The sequence below is a fragment of the Nitrosopumilus adriaticus genome, assembly GCF_000956175.1.
In the GTDB taxonomy this organism is placed as follows: domain Archaea; phylum Thermoproteota; class Nitrososphaeria; order Nitrososphaerales; family Nitrosopumilaceae; genus Nitrosopumilus; species Nitrosopumilus adriaticus.
In genome coordinates, this window is sequence record NZ_CP011070.1 from 826,019 (window position 1) to 841,063 (window position 15,045).

Sequence of the window (15,045 nt, forward strand, 5' to 3'; positions counted from 1 at the left end):
CCCAAATTTTTAATTCAAAACTAATGGTACTATCTGTAAATTTTGTAGTTTTAGGCAAGCAAGATATTGCAGCTGAATTTGGAAAAAAAGGAACCGTAACTGATCTTTCACTTTATGACAGAAAAGAGTCTGATATAATCAAAACATGGGTTACTCCAACAGGTTTTCCAGAAAAAATTCAGCCATTATTTCAAGCAATCAACTTAGCAGAATATGTCGTTTTTTTAGTGGATAAATTAGATAAATTCACAGGGGAGCAAATTATTGCGTTAGACTCTCTAAAAAAAGAGAAAGGCATTTTATCTCATACCTTTGATGTTGATGAATCAAAATTAGATGCTATGATCAAAGGAACTGTGGTTGAAAATTATACCAAAGTTGATCATGATAAAATTAAAGAAGCAATGGATAAACTGGAGCCACAATCAAATGATGACCCTTCTGAGATGGTAATTGATCATTGTTTTGATGTGAAAGGTGTTGGGACTGTAATTTTAGGTAAAGTAACTCATGGAAAAATAAAACAATATGATAACTTGAAACTATACCCTGCAGGAATTGACGTCTTGATAAAATCCATTCAAATGCATGATGATCCTGTAGATGAATCTACTTGTCCTGCTAGAGTTGGACTTGCAGTAAAGGGTGCAAAGCCTGATGAAGTAGGGCGTGGAGATATAATTTCGCAAGAAGGTGCAGTAGATGTAAAAAATGAGATTGAACTTGATTTTAAAAAGAGCCCCTTTTACAAAAGTGAAATTTCAGAAAATCAGGGATGTTTAGTGAATATTGGATTACAAATTAAAGCTGCAAAATTCACATCTCTCTCTCCGCTAAAGCTAAAATTTGAAAAACCTGTTGCATGCAAGAAAGGTCAAATTGCAGTAATTCTAAAACCTGAATCTCCAACAATTAGAATTCTTGGAAGCGGAGCAATTCAATAGACTAATTTAATTAAATCAAATTAATTCATAAAGCATGCGCGGATTGATGATGGGAAGGTTTCAGCCTTTTCATTTGGGGCATTTGGATTTAGCAAAACAAATTCTTGATGAATGTGATGAACTAATAATTGCAATTACTAGTTCTCAGTTTAATTATTTAGAAAAAGATCCTTTTACAGCAGGTGAACGAATAGAGATGATTCATAATTCTCTAAAGGAATCTTCGTTGGATTTGACTAGGTGTTTTGTAGTATCAATTGAAAACCAATTCAACGTCGCAACTTGGGCATCATATCTAAAATCTACATTACCACATTTTGATAAAGTGTATAGTGGAAATGACTATGTCTCAATGCTACTTGCTGATTCGGGAATTGAGGTGGTGATTCCTAAATTTTTAGATAGGACTCAATTCAATGCCACAAGAATCCGCTCAATGATTATCTCTGATGAAAACTGGAAAGATTTTGTTCCAAATGCAGTTTATGATTTACTGACAAAAATTAATGCAAAAAATAGGCTTGCCGTAATTTCTATATCTGATACCAATCCTACAAAACATTAATGGAACCTATCAGAGCCTGTCCAATTTGCCCTAAGTGTGGCTCGAAAAGATTTGTCCGGCTACCTGGAGAAAAGGTTACTGTAAAGTGTCGTTCATGTGAAAAAATTATTGAAATCTAAATTTCATAGTTAATATTTGCAGCATTCTTAAAAAATTCATGGCAAAAACATGGAAGGATAACGAAATCAGCCTTGATCCAATTAAAGATCAAACTGTCGCTGTAATCGGTTATGGAATCCAAGGTGATGCACAAGCTAACAACATGAAAGACTCTGGTCTAAATGTAATAATTGGTCTTAAAGAAGGCGGTAACAGCTGGAAAAAGGCAGAAGCTGATGGTCACAAAGTAATGTCTGTTGCTGATGCAACAAAACAAGGAGACATTATACACATTTTGATTCCAGATATGATTCAAGGACAAGTATACAAGGATGAAATCGGACCAAATCTTTCTGAAGGAAAAGCATTGTCATTTTCTCATGCAGCTGCAATCTATTGGAAATGGATTGAAGCTCCAAGTAATGTAGACTTAATCATGGTTGCCCCAAAAGGACCTGGTTCAAAAGTTAGAGAAACATATCTTGATAATTTTGGAACTCCTGCAATTGTTGCAGTAGAACAAGATTTTACAGGAAAAGCTTGGGATAGAACATTAGGAATTGCAAAAGCAATTGGAAGTGCAAGAGCTGGATTGATCAAAACTGCTTTCAAAGAGGAAGTAGAAACTGATTGGTTTGGTGAACAAGCAGACCTTTGTGGTGGTGCAGCTTCTATGGTTACAAATGCATTTGAGACTCTAGTTGAAGCAGGATATCAGCCTGAAATTGCATACTTTGAAGTTTTACATGAGCTCAAACTCATCGTAGATATGATTCAGAGATATGGAATTAATGGTATGTGGAGACGTGTAAGTGAAACTGCGAGATATGGTGGTCTAACACGTGGCCCCATGGTAATGGATTCTGCAAATAAAGAAAATATGAAAAAAGTTCTTACCATGATTCAAGATGGTACATTCAACAACGAGTGGATTTCTGAATATCAGAAAAACGGTAAAGATGCATTTGACAAATACATGAAAGAATATGACGGACACCAAATTGAAAAAGTTGGTAAAGAAATGCGTAAAATGATGTGGCCTGATTCCACAGAATAATCTTTTTTTCTTATATTTTTCTTAATTTTGAAACGCCCGTTGTGATGTGGTTGATTATTGTTGGTAATGGTGTACCTGGACCAAATACATGATCAACTCCTGATTTTATAAGATCCTTATGATCAATGTCTGGGATTACTCCTCCGCCAACTATTAGAACGTCATTAATTCCTTTCTTTTTTAACGCCTTTACTACTCTTGGAAAAAGAGTTCCATGTGCGCCATTAAGCAAACTCATTGCAACAGCATCAACATCTTCATCTTCTGCAATCTGTGCAATTCTTTCTGGGGTTGCAAATAACCCTGAGTAGATTACCTCCATCCCTGCATCCCTAAATGCTCTACATAACACTAAAGCGCCTCTGTCATGACCGTCAAGACCTAACTTGGCAACTAATATTTTGATGCTTCGTGATGCAGTTTTTTGCTTCATGGTGATTTCTATATTTTGTAGGTTTTAAAGGGTTTATTTGATTTTCGTCAATCTATTTTTTTATGTGTAATGCTTTAATCTCTTCAAATATATTGATTCAAAAATTAGATTGTATCGGGAATAATAGGTATGACAGAAGATGTATGTGATTTTTGTAAAGGAGTTGGATCCTCTGGTCCAAACACCTGTGTGTATTGTAATGGAACTGGCGAATGGAATAATGCAGCTCAAGCATATGTGAAAAATCATATTTGTCAATGCATTGTACTTGATAGAAAGTTCTGCCCTGTTTGCAACAAGGCATGCCACCATGACACTTCGCTTAATCCTAAACAAAAAATTGATCCGGGCTATGGGGGGATGTCTAGTCCTGAAATATCTGTAATTGCGTAAATTCTAGCAATTTTGATGATTTGCGATTTTTTTCAAATAATACCTACCGTTCTTATAGTTGAGAAAGTCAAGTTAACTATGTCCGAAGATAGAAAAATGTACAAATGTACATGTTCTGACTGCGGCAAAGAATCTGAAGTTCCTTTTGAACCCAAAGCGGACAGACCAGTCTATTGCCGAGAATGTTTACCAAAACATCGCAATTGATGAATTTAGACTAGTTTCGTTTAATTAATTTTGAACTAAATTATTTCCAAGTATATCAAAAATCTTTTTTTCTTTTTTACAGAATTTGCGACTAGTTTCATATACTCAGTTTAAATTATGCGCCAATACGAATGCAATATGTCAAACAATTCTAAAGATACAATTTTCATTGGAAAAAAACCATTGATGACCTATGTCACATCAGCAATTATTCAATTAGCTACCATGCCTTTAATCACAATTAAAGCAAGAGGTATGACTATTGCTCATGCAGTGGATGTAGCTCAAATAGTACTGCAAAAAACAAAACCAGCATTTGTCATCGGCGATGTTAAAATTGGTTCAGAATCATTAGTATCTCAAGATGGTAAAAACCGAGATGTTTCATCAATTGAAATTTCGCTAAAAAGGGCAGAAGCATAAGGTTCGTTTAGATGGTAACTACCAATCAAGACTCTCTTTGTTTACGTTGCGGAAAAAATTCTTTGCTTACCGACGATGTTACAGGAGAAAGATTTTGTGGTAAATGTGGGTTTGTAATTTCTGAGACATCTCAAGATTCAGGTCCTGAATGGAGATCATTTTCAAAAGACGGTGGTGCAGATCCTGCAAGAACTGGTGCACCATCATCTTTGATGATTCACGACATGGGATTGTCCACAGTAATTAATCCAATTAACAAAGATGCTTCTGGAAAGCCACTTTCCACATCAATGAAAAGTACAATTGAGAGACTCAGAACTTGGGATAGTAGAAGTCAAGTTCATGAACCTATTGATAGGAATCTTAGACAAGCGTTAAGCGATTTAAATAAATTAAAAGACAAGGTTGCCATCCCTGCAAATGTTCTTGAAAAAGCATCATACATTTACAGAAAAGCTTTGGAGAAAAAACTTGTTCGAGGTCGTTCTATTGCAGCAATGATTGCAGCATCACTTTATGCTGCATGCAGAGACACTGAAACTCCTAGAACCCTAAAAGATATTGCTGATGCTGCAAATGTAAAACGAAAAGATATTGCAAGATGCTATAGATTACTTCACCATGAATTGGAATTAAAAATGCCTGTTGTAGATTCCATTCAGTGTATTGCAAGAATTTCAAGTAAACTAGACATTTCGGAGAAGACTAAACGTTATGCTGTTAAAGTTCTAAAAGATGCGCAGGAACGCAAAGAATCTGCAGGAAAAGATCCTATGGGACTGGCAGCTACTGCATTATACTTGTCATGTGTTCATAATGGGGTATCGATAACTCAAAGAGACCTTGCAGAAGCTGCAGGTGTTACTGAAGTAACAATTAGAAATCGATACAAGGGTCTCAAAGCAGATCAGAGTTCCAAATCAGAAATTTAGATTTCAATACTCTAACATTTGTCTTGCAGTGCACATGATTGCCTTCCCACTCATTATAACTCAAAATCGCCTACTTATAGTATGCAAATCCTAAATCAATTAAAAATCGAAGAGCCAGAAAGAAAAGAAGTTTTTCTTGAAATCTTATCTGACAAGTATTGTAGATTAATCTTAGAATCTATAATGAATTCCTCAAAATCTGCCATTGAGATATCTAGAGAACAAAAAATTCCTCTAAGCACTGTTTATAGAAGAATACAACAACTTCATGACTCACACATGGTTCGCACTTCAGGAGTAATTACTGAAGAAGGAAAAAGACTCTTCTTGTATAAGAGTAAAATCAAAGAAGTCAATACACGATTCTATGATGGAAAGATTACTGTTGATGTAGTATTCAACACAAACTAATCTTTCTCTGATTTTTAATAATCGTGTTCGCTAAAATCATTACCTAATGCAATTGATGCTACAACAGTAGATTCGGTTGTCTGTGATTTCATCTTTGTATCTGGTAAAAATTCATGAAATATCTCTTGTAGTAATTGCTCTGTGAAGATTGACCAATTACTTCCAAGCTCGTGTTGGATTACAAAATGATGTATGTTTCCTTCTATTCTATGGTCTGATTTCATTCCTGATGCTCGCATATAGTCTTCTAATGTTTCAATGCATCTTTTCAAATCATATCCTCCCTTGATAAATAAGACTGTGTCTTTAATTACGGGTTTTATTACATTGATAATTTCATTGATGTCTTCTGAACTCATCTCTGCTCCAAAAATATCTAAAATTTTCTTTGGTACTGGAATAATGCCTATTTTTTCTGTATATCTATCCCATTGAACATATTTTTCTAAAATTTGTCTTGCCATAACATTGTGTGATATGTTGTGATTATTTGCTTCTGCCTCTATCTCTTCAACTAGTTTTACTGGTAGGCGATAAGTTACACTTCGAGTTTTTTCTTTTTTTGGTGGATGCTGCTGTGACTTTATTGTTTTTGAATCCAATTAATAGAAATCAAAGTAAAATGAGGTTATAAGTTGGATCTATTGTTCATATGGTATTGTTATCGTAAATGATATTTGTTCTCAGCATTGATAATTGTGGATTATTTTATACCCTTTTTCTATTCATAATGGAATAAGGAGTCGCTAGAATTTGGTGAAATGAAATATGGGAAAATATTGTGAAAACTGTGGAAAATATATGAAAATTTCAGAATTAACTCATTGCTCAGATGAGTGTTTACTATCAGGCCTTAGTGATAGCATTTCTATATCTGAGAATAGCTTTAATGCAATTTCTTGGGATGAAAGATCAGATCCTTGGACATGATCTCGGAAAATGGAAAATCTACTTAAAGCCTAAGTAAAGTATCTCAGTCGTGGACGTCATTCCGATTAATTATGAATTAACTTTTGAGCCGGATCTTAAAAACTTCACATTTTCTGGTACCGAAATTATTACTGCAGATTGTAAAAAGTCTACAAGTACAATTTCTATGGATTGTGCTGAATTAAAAATAATCTCTTGCCATGTGCATTCTAGAGGAAATCCTGTAAAATCCAAAACGTCTCTTAATGCAAAAAAAGAAGAATTGCAGATCAAATTATCTGAAAAGATCAAAGGTAAAGTTATCATCAATATTGAATTTCAAGGAATTTTAAATGATAGACTCCTTGGATTCTATCGAAGTCAATACCAGCAAAATGGTAAAACAAAATATCTTGCTACCACACAGTTTGAAGCAGCAGATGCCAGACGTGCATTTCCATGTTGGGATAAACCTGAAGCAAAAGCTACATTTGAAATTTCAATAATTGCCGATAACAAATTCTCAGCAATTTCAAACATGCCAATTAAATCCAAGAAAAAAATTGGTAACAAAACAATTTACAATTTTACAAAGACTCCTATTGTGTCAACATATTTGATTTATCTTGGTGTTGGCGAGTTTGAGTATCTGACAGGAAAAGTTGGAAAGATTCAGATCAGGGTAGTGACAACAAAAGGAAATAAATCAAAAGGAAAATTCTCCTTAGAACTTGGAAAAAAACTTTTAACATCATATGAAAAATATTTTGGAATAAAATACCCTCTGCCTAAACTTGATTTAATTGCAGTACCTGACTTTGCAGCAGGTGCAATGGAAAATTGGGGTGCGATAACCTTTAGAGAAACAATTCTGCTTTATGATCCTAAAACATCATCGACTAGAACAAAACAATTCATTGCAGAGGTAATCTCTCATGAAATTGCTCATCAATGGTTTGGAAATTTAGTTACTATGAAATGGTGGAATGATTTGTGGCTCAATGAAAGCTTTGCCACTTTTATGGCTACAAAGTTTGTGGACAAATTTTATCCTGAGTGGGATTTATGGAATCAATTCATTGAGGATGCAATGAATGTGGCAATGAGTCTTGACTCGCTCAAAACAACACATCCAATTGATGTTACAGTAAATTCGCCTGCTGAAATTCGAGAAATCTTTGATGCTATTTCTTATGATAAAGGTGGATGTGTCTTGAGAATGCTTGAGCATTATGTTGGAGAGCCCAATTTCCAAAAGGGCCTAAAAAAATACTTGTCTGATTTCAAATACAAAAATGCTGAAGGGCAAGATTTGTGGAATGCAATTGGAAAGGCATCTGGGATGCCTGTTTCCTCTATGGTTCACACTTGGCTAAAACAACCCGGATTCCCACTAGTTGAAATTAATCAAGATGGAAATGTACTGAAACTAAAGCAAAAAAGATACTTACTTGAATCAGATAAAAAATTCAGTAAGGGACTGTGGTCTATCCCATTATCTTTAGGTATGGATGATGAATTTTCTAAAAAACTATTTACAAAAAAATCAATGTCTATCAAATTACCTAAAAATACAATAGGCTTTGTTGCAAACTATGGGCGAAAAGGATTCTATCGTGTAAAATATGATGAAGGAATTCTTCTTGATTTGAAAATGTTAGTAGATGAAAAAAGAATTCCTGGAATTGATAGATGGGCTATCCAAAATGATTTATTCTCACTTTGTGTTTCTGGGAATGAACAAATTCGAAACTATCTTGACTTTTCTGATGCCTATTTTGATGAAGATAGTTATCTTGCCACAGTTAACGTTGCACATAATCTTGCATCGTTGTACTTTAGAGCATTTAATGAAAAATTTGCCGAAGAGATTAGAAGTTACGCTGTGAATTATTTTAGAAAAATTTTATTTAATTTGGGATGGGAGCCAAAAAAATCCGACAAACACACTGATGCACTTTTACGCTCTTTTGTAATTTCTGCATTGGGAAAAATGAATGATGATGAGGTTACAGACGAAGCCATTAGGCGATATAAAAAATTCTTAAAATCCCCTAGTTCACTCTCACCTGATTTGGTGGAGCCTATCTGCTCAATTGCTGCATGGAATGGAAATTCAAAAACTCATGCAGAATTAATGCGTCTATACAAGAATGCAAAAACAATGGAGGAAAAACTCCGCTTCCTTGGTGCAATGTGTAGTTTCAAAGACAAAAAACTCTTAATCAAATCACTTGACTTTTCTCAAACTCCAAATGTTCGCTCACAAAATATGCAATTGCCTATCATGAAGGTTGCTACAAATCCATATGGTGATAAGGTTTTGTGGCCATGGTTGAAGAAAAATTGGAAAAAATTAAACAAAAAAGTGGGACATGGAAATCCTTTGTTTAACAGAATTGTTGCCAGTATCTCTTCTGTAGCTGACGACTCTATGGAAAAAGAAATTAAAACATTCTTTAAAAAAAATCCTACTCCTGGAACTGAGAGAACCCAAACACAGACACTAGAAAGAATTAGAATTAACTCAAAACTCCTAAGACGAATGAGACAAGAATTCAAAGATGGCTAAAAAACTTGGCCCTCCAATATTTCTTGGAATTTTTACTGTTTTAGCCTTAGTCTTTCTAACTGGTGGGGCGACAGATGACAAAGATGACCTGCGTCAAACTTTTCAGGTGGATGCTGTATACTATGATACTGGACATGTGGAGATTTCTTTCTTTGATAAATCTGAAAAAACCACTACTGTTGTAATGGAGATTCTTGGAATGGATGAGTCCTTTCAAAAAACTTTCTCTGATTCACAATTTATTGAAATTGTGCCATTCCCAACTGAACCCAAATATGGATGGGCAATACATCCTGTAGTTTTAGAAATTGATCATGCTGACTTTGGACATGTACAATTAAAAACCGAGATTCATCTGCTTGGTGATCCTGCACCTCCTGTAATCTATTCTAAACCCTAGATCAGATACAAGATTTTATTGCACCTCTGAAATCTACTTGTGTAATGGATATGCTAGTAGATTTGAAAAAAGGAAAGCGAGGCGCAATTGCCAAAGCTATAACAATTATGGAAAATGATCAAAAAGAATCTAAAAAAATAATAAAGAAAATTTTCAAAGATACTGGAAATTCTATCATAATTGGAATCACTGGCCCCGCAGGTGCTGGAAAAAGTTCACTGATTAACAAAACAGCAGTTGAGATGAAAAAATTAGGCACAAAGCCTGCCGTTCTTGCAATTGATCCTACTAGTCACGTTACTGGCGGTGCCATACTTGGCGATAGAGTTAGAATGACAGAATCCACAGATTCTGGAACATACATTCGGAGCATTGCTTCTCGTGGTGCTACTGGTGCAGTTTCTCGTTCATTACGAAACAGTATTAGAATTTTAGAATATGCAGGGTTTAATCCGATAATAATTGAAAGTGTTGGTGCTGGTCAAACTGAAGTTGAGATTTCTAATATTGCAGACATTACAGTTGTTGTCTTTAATCCCAATACTGGCGATAGTATCCAAACAATCAAAGCTGGCTTAACAGAAATTGGTGATATCTATCTTGTAAACAAAAGTGATCTTGCTGGAACAAATCAACTATTTGATGCAGTAAGAGATTTTATTGGAGATTCTGTTAGAAATCCTACTATCCTTAAGACATCTGTAAAAAAGAATTCTGGAATTACATTATTTGCAAAAACTCTCAAAGATATGATGAAATCTAAAAAGAAAGTAAAGTCGGAAAAAGACCAAAAAAGACTTGAAGCCGAACTAAAAGATATTGTTTTAAATAACATCAAAGAAAAGATGGATCATATGTTGGATTCTGATAAATCATTCTCAAAATACCTCAAAAAATTACAAGCAAAAACTATAGATCCTTTTGATGCCGGTGATAAAATTACAAAATCCCTGTTGAAGTGATAATATGGCTGCAAAAAAGTCTACAAAATCAAAAAGTCCTGAAAAGAAAATTTTCACTGATTCTTCTTTTCCTGTAAAGCGTATTTATCAAAAATCTGCTAAAAAAAGACCTGTTGAGGATGCAGGAAAATACCCTTTCACCAGAGGTATTCATCCAGGAATGTTCCGTGAACGATTCTGGACTATGCGACAGTATTCTGGATTCGGTGATGCAAAACTTACAAATGAACGATTCAAATTCATGCTTGAAAAAGGACAAACAGGGCTTAGTATGGCCTTTGATTTGCCAACTCAAATTGGTTATGACTCTGATTCTCCCCAAGCAGAAGGTGAAGTGGGAAAAGTCGGCGTATCAATAACATCCATCAAAGATATGATGACTGCCTTTGATGGAATTCCTCTTGGCAAAGTCAGTTCTTCGATGACCATTAATTCTACAGCATCTACTCTACTAGCATATTACATCGCAGTTGGAGAAGCTCAAGGATTCAAAAGTCATGAACTGCGTGGAACAACTCAAAATGATATTTTAAAAGAATACATTGCAAGAAATACCTACATTTATCCTCCGCAACCATCAATGCGATTGATTGGTGACATGATTGGTTACTGTGCAGAAAAAGTCCCATCATGGTATCCTGTTTCTATTTCTGGTTATCATATGAGAGAAGCTGGATGTACTGCAACACAAGAAGTTGCATTCACATTAGCAAATGCTATTGCATATATACAAACTTGTTTAGATGCAGGTTTGAAAATTGATGACTTTGCACCTCGACTTTCATTCTTCTTTTGTTGCACTATAGAATTCTTTGAGGAAGTTGCAAAGTTTAGAGTGGCAAGAAAAGTTTACGCTAAAATTTTAAAAGAAATGTTTCATGCAAAGAATCCTCGTTCACTACAACTAAAATTCCATACTCAAACAAGTGGTGAGTCATTAACCGCACAACAGCCAGATAATAATATCATTCGAGTTGCAATTCAAACAATGGCAGCTGTTGCAGGTGGTACTCAATCACTTCACACTAATTCTAGAGATGAGGCATTGGCTCTTCCTACTCAAGAGTCTGCAAAAATTGCGCTTAGAACACAGCAAATTGTTGCACATGAAAGTGGAATTACCAAAACAGCAGATCCTTTGGCAGGTTCTTATTATCTTGAAGAACTTTGTGACCAAATTGAAGACGGTGTGTGGAAGTATCTTAAAAAAATCCAAAAGATGGGTGGCTCTGTTAAAGCAATCGAGAAAGGATTCTTCCAGTCTGAAATTAGAGCTAATGCATATCGTTTAAAGAAAGAAATCGATGATGGTGAACGAATTATTGTTGGAATGAACAAATATGCTGAAGAAGAGGAGCAACCAGAATTACTTCGTATTGGCGGTGATGTGGAAATTCAGCAGAAAAAGGCACTCAAAAAATTACGCGACTCTAGAGACAAAAACAAATGGGAAAAAGCACTTTCTGCCATGCAAAGTGCTGCAGAAACTGAAGAAAATCTAATGCCATACATAATTACTGCTGCCAAGGCATTTGCTACAACTGGTGAAATCAGTAATACATTCCGAGAAGTCTTTGGGGAATATCGTCCAAAAGAGGTCTTTTGATTAGACTCTCTTGATTTTGTTTTAATTGTATATGCTAATTATTGGATCTTGCAATATAAAAATCGGCATAAAAATTCCCATCATCTTCATATTCTTTAGTATTAATTTCCATATTGTTTAATAGAGAAATAGTCTGTTCTTTTTCTTTAGGACCAGAAAAACTTCTTTGATGTATTGGTTCTATGTCGCTTTTCGCAATAGAGTAATCATACATCTCAAAAACTTCTTCAATATCTTTCATATCGAACATTCTGAGAATAGAGAATGCAAAGATTGGAGCAGTATACACTGTTTCAGATTCTTTTGAATTAGATTGTCTGTTTTTAATTACCTTTAGTAGATTTAAAAATGCCTTGTATCCAATGTAACCAACACAACCAGTTGCTATAATTAAATCCATTTTTGGTAATGATCCTAGTAGATTTAATTTATCATCTTCAAGATCAACATTCATGCCCCTCTCACACAAATTCATTTCTTCGGAGAATTTTAGAGCCTCTTCTGAAATATCTATTTGATAGAAATTTATGTTATCATTACTTGTACATTCTTCATAGAATTGCTTAATTTCTTTTTTTGTAGGTTCAGTTCCATTTAAAAAGAAATCACTCAATTCTGACATTGTTAAATTATATTTTATTAATGATGAGTTGATACCATAGGAACTTCCCAAGTCTAAAACATTAACTGGTCTAGATAATTTCTCTTCAAGTTCTTCTATGATGGCGTTATACAATATTTTTGTAGAATCTGATATGGAATATTTTAATCGATTCATTTCCTTTAGATAACTATGAGGAGAATCCTCTGTGTAAATATCTGTAAAATCTTTTTTTATTTTTAATTCATTCATGTTGGAGTAATGTTATTCTTTGACCCTTAATAAAACCAGTATGCTATTAGTGGTCATGAAACACAACTTTGATTGATTTTCAAAATACGAAATCAAATAAACTCGCTGATTCTCTAATTGATATTTCTTTAATTTGACCCATTTGACTCTACAAAATTGTTCTGAATCTTCCTCATTTGATGGCTAATTTGATGGCTAATTTGACTAAAAGGGTCCATCCTTAAGTGGGGTGATTGTAAATTAAATCATGACAAAAAGAATAGAGGAAGAATTGGCAGAAATGAATCGATTGAAAAGATTAGAATTGGAATTTCTGTTTTTCCAAGCTAGGTTGGATACTACTACACTTCAAAAATACCGTGATGCTTTATCAAATAAAAGCACTATTTCTGAAGATGTAGACCCTGAACTCCAATACGTTTGAATTTGAATAAATTTGATCCATTGAACTAGATTTATGCCATTTCACAAGACTTGTGTATTTGTTTAATTGGTTTTTGATTAAACTAAAATAAATCCATTAATACCATATATTGAGGATGTCTTTTAGATGAAAATTGATCATATTGCAATTGCAGTAAATGATGTTGAGGAATCAGCCAAAGTGTATCAACAAGCATTAGGTGTAGATAGCGTTGAATTCGAAACAGTAGAAACTGAAGGGGTTAAAGTTGCAATTATTCATTTAGAAAACGGACGTGTTGAATTAATGCAACCGACAAATGATTCTAGTCCAATTAAAAAATTCCTTGATAAAAAAGGACCTGGTTTACATCATATGGCTTTGGAAACTGATAACATTGAGGATGAAGTAGAAAGAATGGAAGGTTGTGGAATTCAATTTTTAGGCAAAATAAGACCTGGTTCTGCAGGAACTAAGGTTACTTTTATTCATCCAAAATCTCTTCATGGTGTGCTTGCAGAACTCTGCTCTCATCCTAAAGAATAATTATTTTATTACTTAACAAAACTACAATAATTAATTAAATTCAGACGTGAATTTTGAACTTTATAGTTTTTCATCTAAAAATTATTTTTGGTCTGGTTCTGTTATTTTTTTCATTTTAATTTCATCCATACAGACTGTACATATTTTTTCATTTTCAAATTCCATTAATTTACCCCTCATGTGTGCAGGCTTGCCACACTTTGAACATGTAAGAGAATAGTAATCGTCAATCTCCTTTATGCAAATTTGACAAAGTAGTTTGTCTATTCCATGATTTTTGTATTGTGTAATTTTACCAATACTTGTATCTGATTTATTGCATCTTTCACACGTATTTTCTTCATTTACCATGTTATTTTTAGATGTAGAGTATATTTATCAAAATGTGATCATTATCAAATGTGATTTTCAGAAGAGATTGGAATCTAATCTGAATCTTCTGAAATAATTATTGATGAGATTTACAAAACCCATGCTATTTTCATAATTCTGGATTTTATTCCATCATTTTCAAAGTATCTGATGCTGTTATAATTCCAATAATTTTTGATTTTTTTGTTACAAGAATACATTTTGAATATCTAATTAATGGAACTAGTACATTTGCTGGTGTGTCAAAGTCTACAATTGGCGGCACCGGATCCATCGTGTCTGCAAGTTTTGCCTTTTTTAGTTCTGATTCCCCCACATCTGCTAGGTGCTTCACTATTCCGTCTTCAGATACTACTCCTACAACTTCAGAATTACTAAAAACAGGAATTTGACTAATTGATAACTGGTGCATTTTTTTTATTGCATCGTGAAGAGTGTTGGATGGTTTTAGCTTTACTATATCTTTACTACAAAAATCCCCTGCTGTATGAGATGAAGACTCTCCCTCCAGTTTTGCAAGATTATCAAAAATTCTCTTTGCTGTTTCATAGCTTGGCTGACTCCTTCCTGATTCAATTTGATTAATCATTGAAGTACTAACTCCTGTCATTGTGGCTAGTTTTTTTTGTGTTATTCCAATCTTTTGTCTTATTTGCTTGATTGAATCAATCCGTGGTAACAAATCATTTTGAATTACTCTAGTTGGTTTTAAAATCTATAGTTTAACGATATGGTTTTGCTGCCTATGGGAAATTTTAAATTTCTTTGATTAGCGATTTTATGCTGGATATTGATTCTGCATTTAGTTCAATTTCCTTGTGTTTTTCTATCACATGCTGGGTTACTTTTTCCATAAGTTCTTCTTCTGATGGTGCAGTTGTATACCATCCACAATCTTTTCCTGCATCGGCACAGCTAATGCTTTTTGTCATGATGATGATATTTTGATTTGGAATTA

General features: G+C 34.1%; 21 protein-coding genes. 15 read left to right on the forward strand and 6 right to left on the reverse strand.

Features of this window, described 5'->3' with window-relative positions; all coding sequences use genetic code 11:
- Positions 1–23 precede the first annotated feature (23 nt).
- The 3 genes from NADRNF5_RS04825 to ilvC all read left to right on the forward strand — a co-directional run bounded on the left by NADRNF5_RS04825 (position 24) and on the right by ilvC (position 2,665).
- Positions 24–944 carry an EF-Tu/IF-2/RF-3 family GTPase gene (locus NADRNF5_RS04825; protein ID WP_048116019.1) on the forward strand — a complete coding sequence of 307 codons (921 nt, stop codon included), beginning with the start codon at positions 24–26 and terminating at the stop codon, positions 942–944.
- Positions 945–978: 34 nt separating this feature from the next.
- Entirely contained in the window at positions 979–1,509 is a 531-nt protein-coding gene (locus NADRNF5_RS04830) for a nicotinamide-nucleotide adenylyltransferase (RefSeq protein WP_048116020.1), read from the forward strand.
- Between the two features lie 133 nt (positions 1,510–1,642).
- Positions 1,643–2,665, forward strand: a complete 1,023-nt coding sequence (gene ilvC, locus NADRNF5_RS04835; protein ID WP_257719710.1) for a ketol-acid reductoisomerase — start codon at positions 1,643–1,645, stop codon at positions 2,663–2,665.
- A gap of 10 nt (positions 2,666–2,675) precedes the next feature.
- Here ilvC and NADRNF5_RS04840 read toward each other — a convergent pair whose 3' ends face one another.
- Positions 2,676–3,098 (reverse strand): cobalamin B12-binding domain-containing protein, encoded by a 423-nt coding sequence (locus NADRNF5_RS04840; RefSeq protein ID WP_048116022.1) that lies wholly within the window; start codon positions 3,096–3,098, stop codon positions 2,676–2,678.
- Positions 3,099–3,227: 129 nt separating this feature from the next.
- Between NADRNF5_RS04840 and NADRNF5_RS04845 the strand changes: the two genes are divergently transcribed.
- The 5 genes from NADRNF5_RS04845 to NADRNF5_RS04860 all read left to right on the forward strand — a co-directional run bounded on the left by NADRNF5_RS04845 (position 3,228) and on the right by NADRNF5_RS04860 (position 5,464).
- A complete protein-coding gene (locus NADRNF5_RS04845) occupies positions 3,228–3,491 on the forward strand; it encodes a hypothetical protein (RefSeq protein WP_048116023.1) in 264 nt (87 codons plus the stop codon).
- A gap of 96 nt (positions 3,492–3,587) precedes the next feature.
- Entirely contained in the window at positions 3,588–3,698 is a 111-nt protein-coding gene (locus NADRNF5_RS10900) for a CxxC-x17-CxxC domain-containing protein (protein WP_237089364.1), read from the forward strand.
- A 138-nt stretch (positions 3,699–3,836) separates the two neighbouring features.
- Positions 3,837–4,121 (forward strand): AlbA family DNA/RNA-binding protein, encoded by a 285-nt coding sequence (locus tag NADRNF5_RS04850; protein ID WP_048116024.1) that lies wholly within the window; start codon positions 3,837–3,839, stop codon positions 4,119–4,121.
- 11 nt (positions 4,122–4,132) lie between these two features.
- Entirely contained in the window at positions 4,133–5,053 is a 921-nt protein-coding gene (locus NADRNF5_RS04855; RefSeq protein WP_048116025.1) for a transcription initiation factor IIB, read from the forward strand.
- A gap of 81 nt (positions 5,054–5,134) precedes the next feature.
- Positions 5,135–5,464 carry a helix-turn-helix domain-containing protein gene (locus NADRNF5_RS04860; RefSeq protein ID WP_048116026.1) on the forward strand — a complete coding sequence of 110 codons (330 nt, stop codon included), beginning with the start codon at positions 5,135–5,137 and terminating at the stop codon, positions 5,462–5,464.
- A gap of 14 nt (positions 5,465–5,478) precedes the next feature.
- On the opposite strand, the gene NADRNF5_RS04865 is transcribed toward NADRNF5_RS04860, so the two are convergent.
- On the reverse strand, positions 5,479–6,066 hold the full coding sequence (locus tag NADRNF5_RS04865) for a hypothetical protein (RefSeq protein WP_082051988.1): 588 nt from the start codon (positions 6,064–6,066) through the stop codon (positions 5,479–5,481).
- A gap of 166 nt (positions 6,067–6,232) precedes the next feature.
- Here NADRNF5_RS04865 and NADRNF5_RS11115 point away from each other — a divergent pair, with 166 nt between their 5' ends.
- Genes NADRNF5_RS11115 through NADRNF5_RS04885 form a run of 5 tightly spaced genes read left to right on the forward strand, consistent with a single transcriptional unit; the run spans position 6,233 to position 11,913 of the window.
- A complete protein-coding gene (locus NADRNF5_RS11115; RefSeq protein WP_160289386.1) occupies positions 6,233–6,394 on the forward strand; it encodes a hypothetical protein in 162 nt (53 codons plus the stop codon).
- Between the two features lie 49 nt (positions 6,395–6,443).
- Positions 6,444–8,945: a M1 family metallopeptidase gene (locus tag NADRNF5_RS04870; RefSeq protein WP_048116027.1), complete on the forward strand. Its 2,502-nt coding sequence runs from the start codon at positions 6,444–6,446 to the stop codon at positions 8,943–8,945.
- Entirely contained in the window at positions 8,938–9,345 is a 408-nt protein-coding gene (locus tag NADRNF5_RS04875; RefSeq protein ID WP_048116028.1) for a hypothetical protein, read from the forward strand. Before NADRNF5_RS04870 ends, NADRNF5_RS04875 begins: the two co-directional genes overlap by 8 nt.
- 44 nt (positions 9,346–9,389) lie before the next feature.
- Positions 9,390–10,307: a methylmalonyl Co-A mutase-associated GTPase MeaB gene (meaB, locus tag NADRNF5_RS04880; protein ID WP_048116029.1), complete on the forward strand. Its 918-nt coding sequence runs from the start codon at positions 9,390–9,392 to the stop codon at positions 10,305–10,307.
- Between the two features lie 4 nt (positions 10,308–10,311).
- Positions 10,312–11,913 carry an acyl-CoA mutase large subunit family protein gene (locus NADRNF5_RS04885; protein WP_048116030.1) on the forward strand — a complete coding sequence of 534 codons (1,602 nt, stop codon included), beginning with the start codon at positions 10,312–10,314 and terminating at the stop codon, positions 11,911–11,913.
- A 34-nt stretch (positions 11,914–11,947) separates the two neighbouring features.
- Here NADRNF5_RS04885 and NADRNF5_RS04890 read toward each other — a convergent pair whose 3' ends face one another.
- Positions 11,948–12,766: a hypothetical protein gene (locus tag NADRNF5_RS04890; RefSeq protein ID WP_048116031.1), complete on the reverse strand. Its 819-nt coding sequence runs from the start codon at positions 12,764–12,766 to the stop codon at positions 11,948–11,950.
- Positions 12,767–13,013: 247 nt separating this feature from the next.
- On the opposite strand from NADRNF5_RS04890, the gene NADRNF5_RS11305 reads away from it, so the two are divergent.
- Positions 13,014–13,190 (forward strand): hypothetical protein, encoded by a 177-nt coding sequence (locus NADRNF5_RS11305; RefSeq protein WP_192828357.1) that lies wholly within the window; start codon positions 13,014–13,016, stop codon positions 13,188–13,190.
- Between the two features lie 126 nt (positions 13,191–13,316).
- Positions 13,317–13,715: a methylmalonyl-CoA epimerase gene (gene mce, locus NADRNF5_RS04895; protein WP_048116032.1), complete on the forward strand. Its 399-nt coding sequence runs from the start codon at positions 13,317–13,319 to the stop codon at positions 13,713–13,715.
- A gap of 81 nt (positions 13,716–13,796) precedes the next feature.
- On the opposite strand, the gene NADRNF5_RS04900 is transcribed toward mce, so the two are convergent.
- From NADRNF5_RS04900 to NADRNF5_RS10905, 3 genes are all read right to left on the reverse strand, one after another.
- Complete coding sequence (locus NADRNF5_RS04900; RefSeq protein WP_048116033.1) at positions 13,797–14,066, reverse strand: hypothetical protein; 270 nt, start codon at positions 14,064–14,066, stop codon at positions 13,797–13,799.
- A 145-nt stretch (positions 14,067–14,211) separates the two neighbouring features.
- The gene (locus tag NADRNF5_RS04905; RefSeq protein ID WP_048116034.1) at positions 14,212–14,769 is read right to left on the reverse strand and encodes a CBS domain-containing protein; all 558 of its coding nucleotides are present in this window, start codon (positions 14,767–14,769) and stop codon (positions 14,212–14,214) included.
- Between the two features lie 73 nt (positions 14,770–14,842).
- On the reverse strand, positions 14,843–15,019 hold the full coding sequence (locus tag NADRNF5_RS10905; RefSeq protein ID WP_082051989.1) for a DUF1059 domain-containing protein: 177 nt from the start codon (positions 15,017–15,019) through the stop codon (positions 14,843–14,845).
- Between the last annotated feature and the right edge of the window lie 26 nt (positions 15,020–15,045).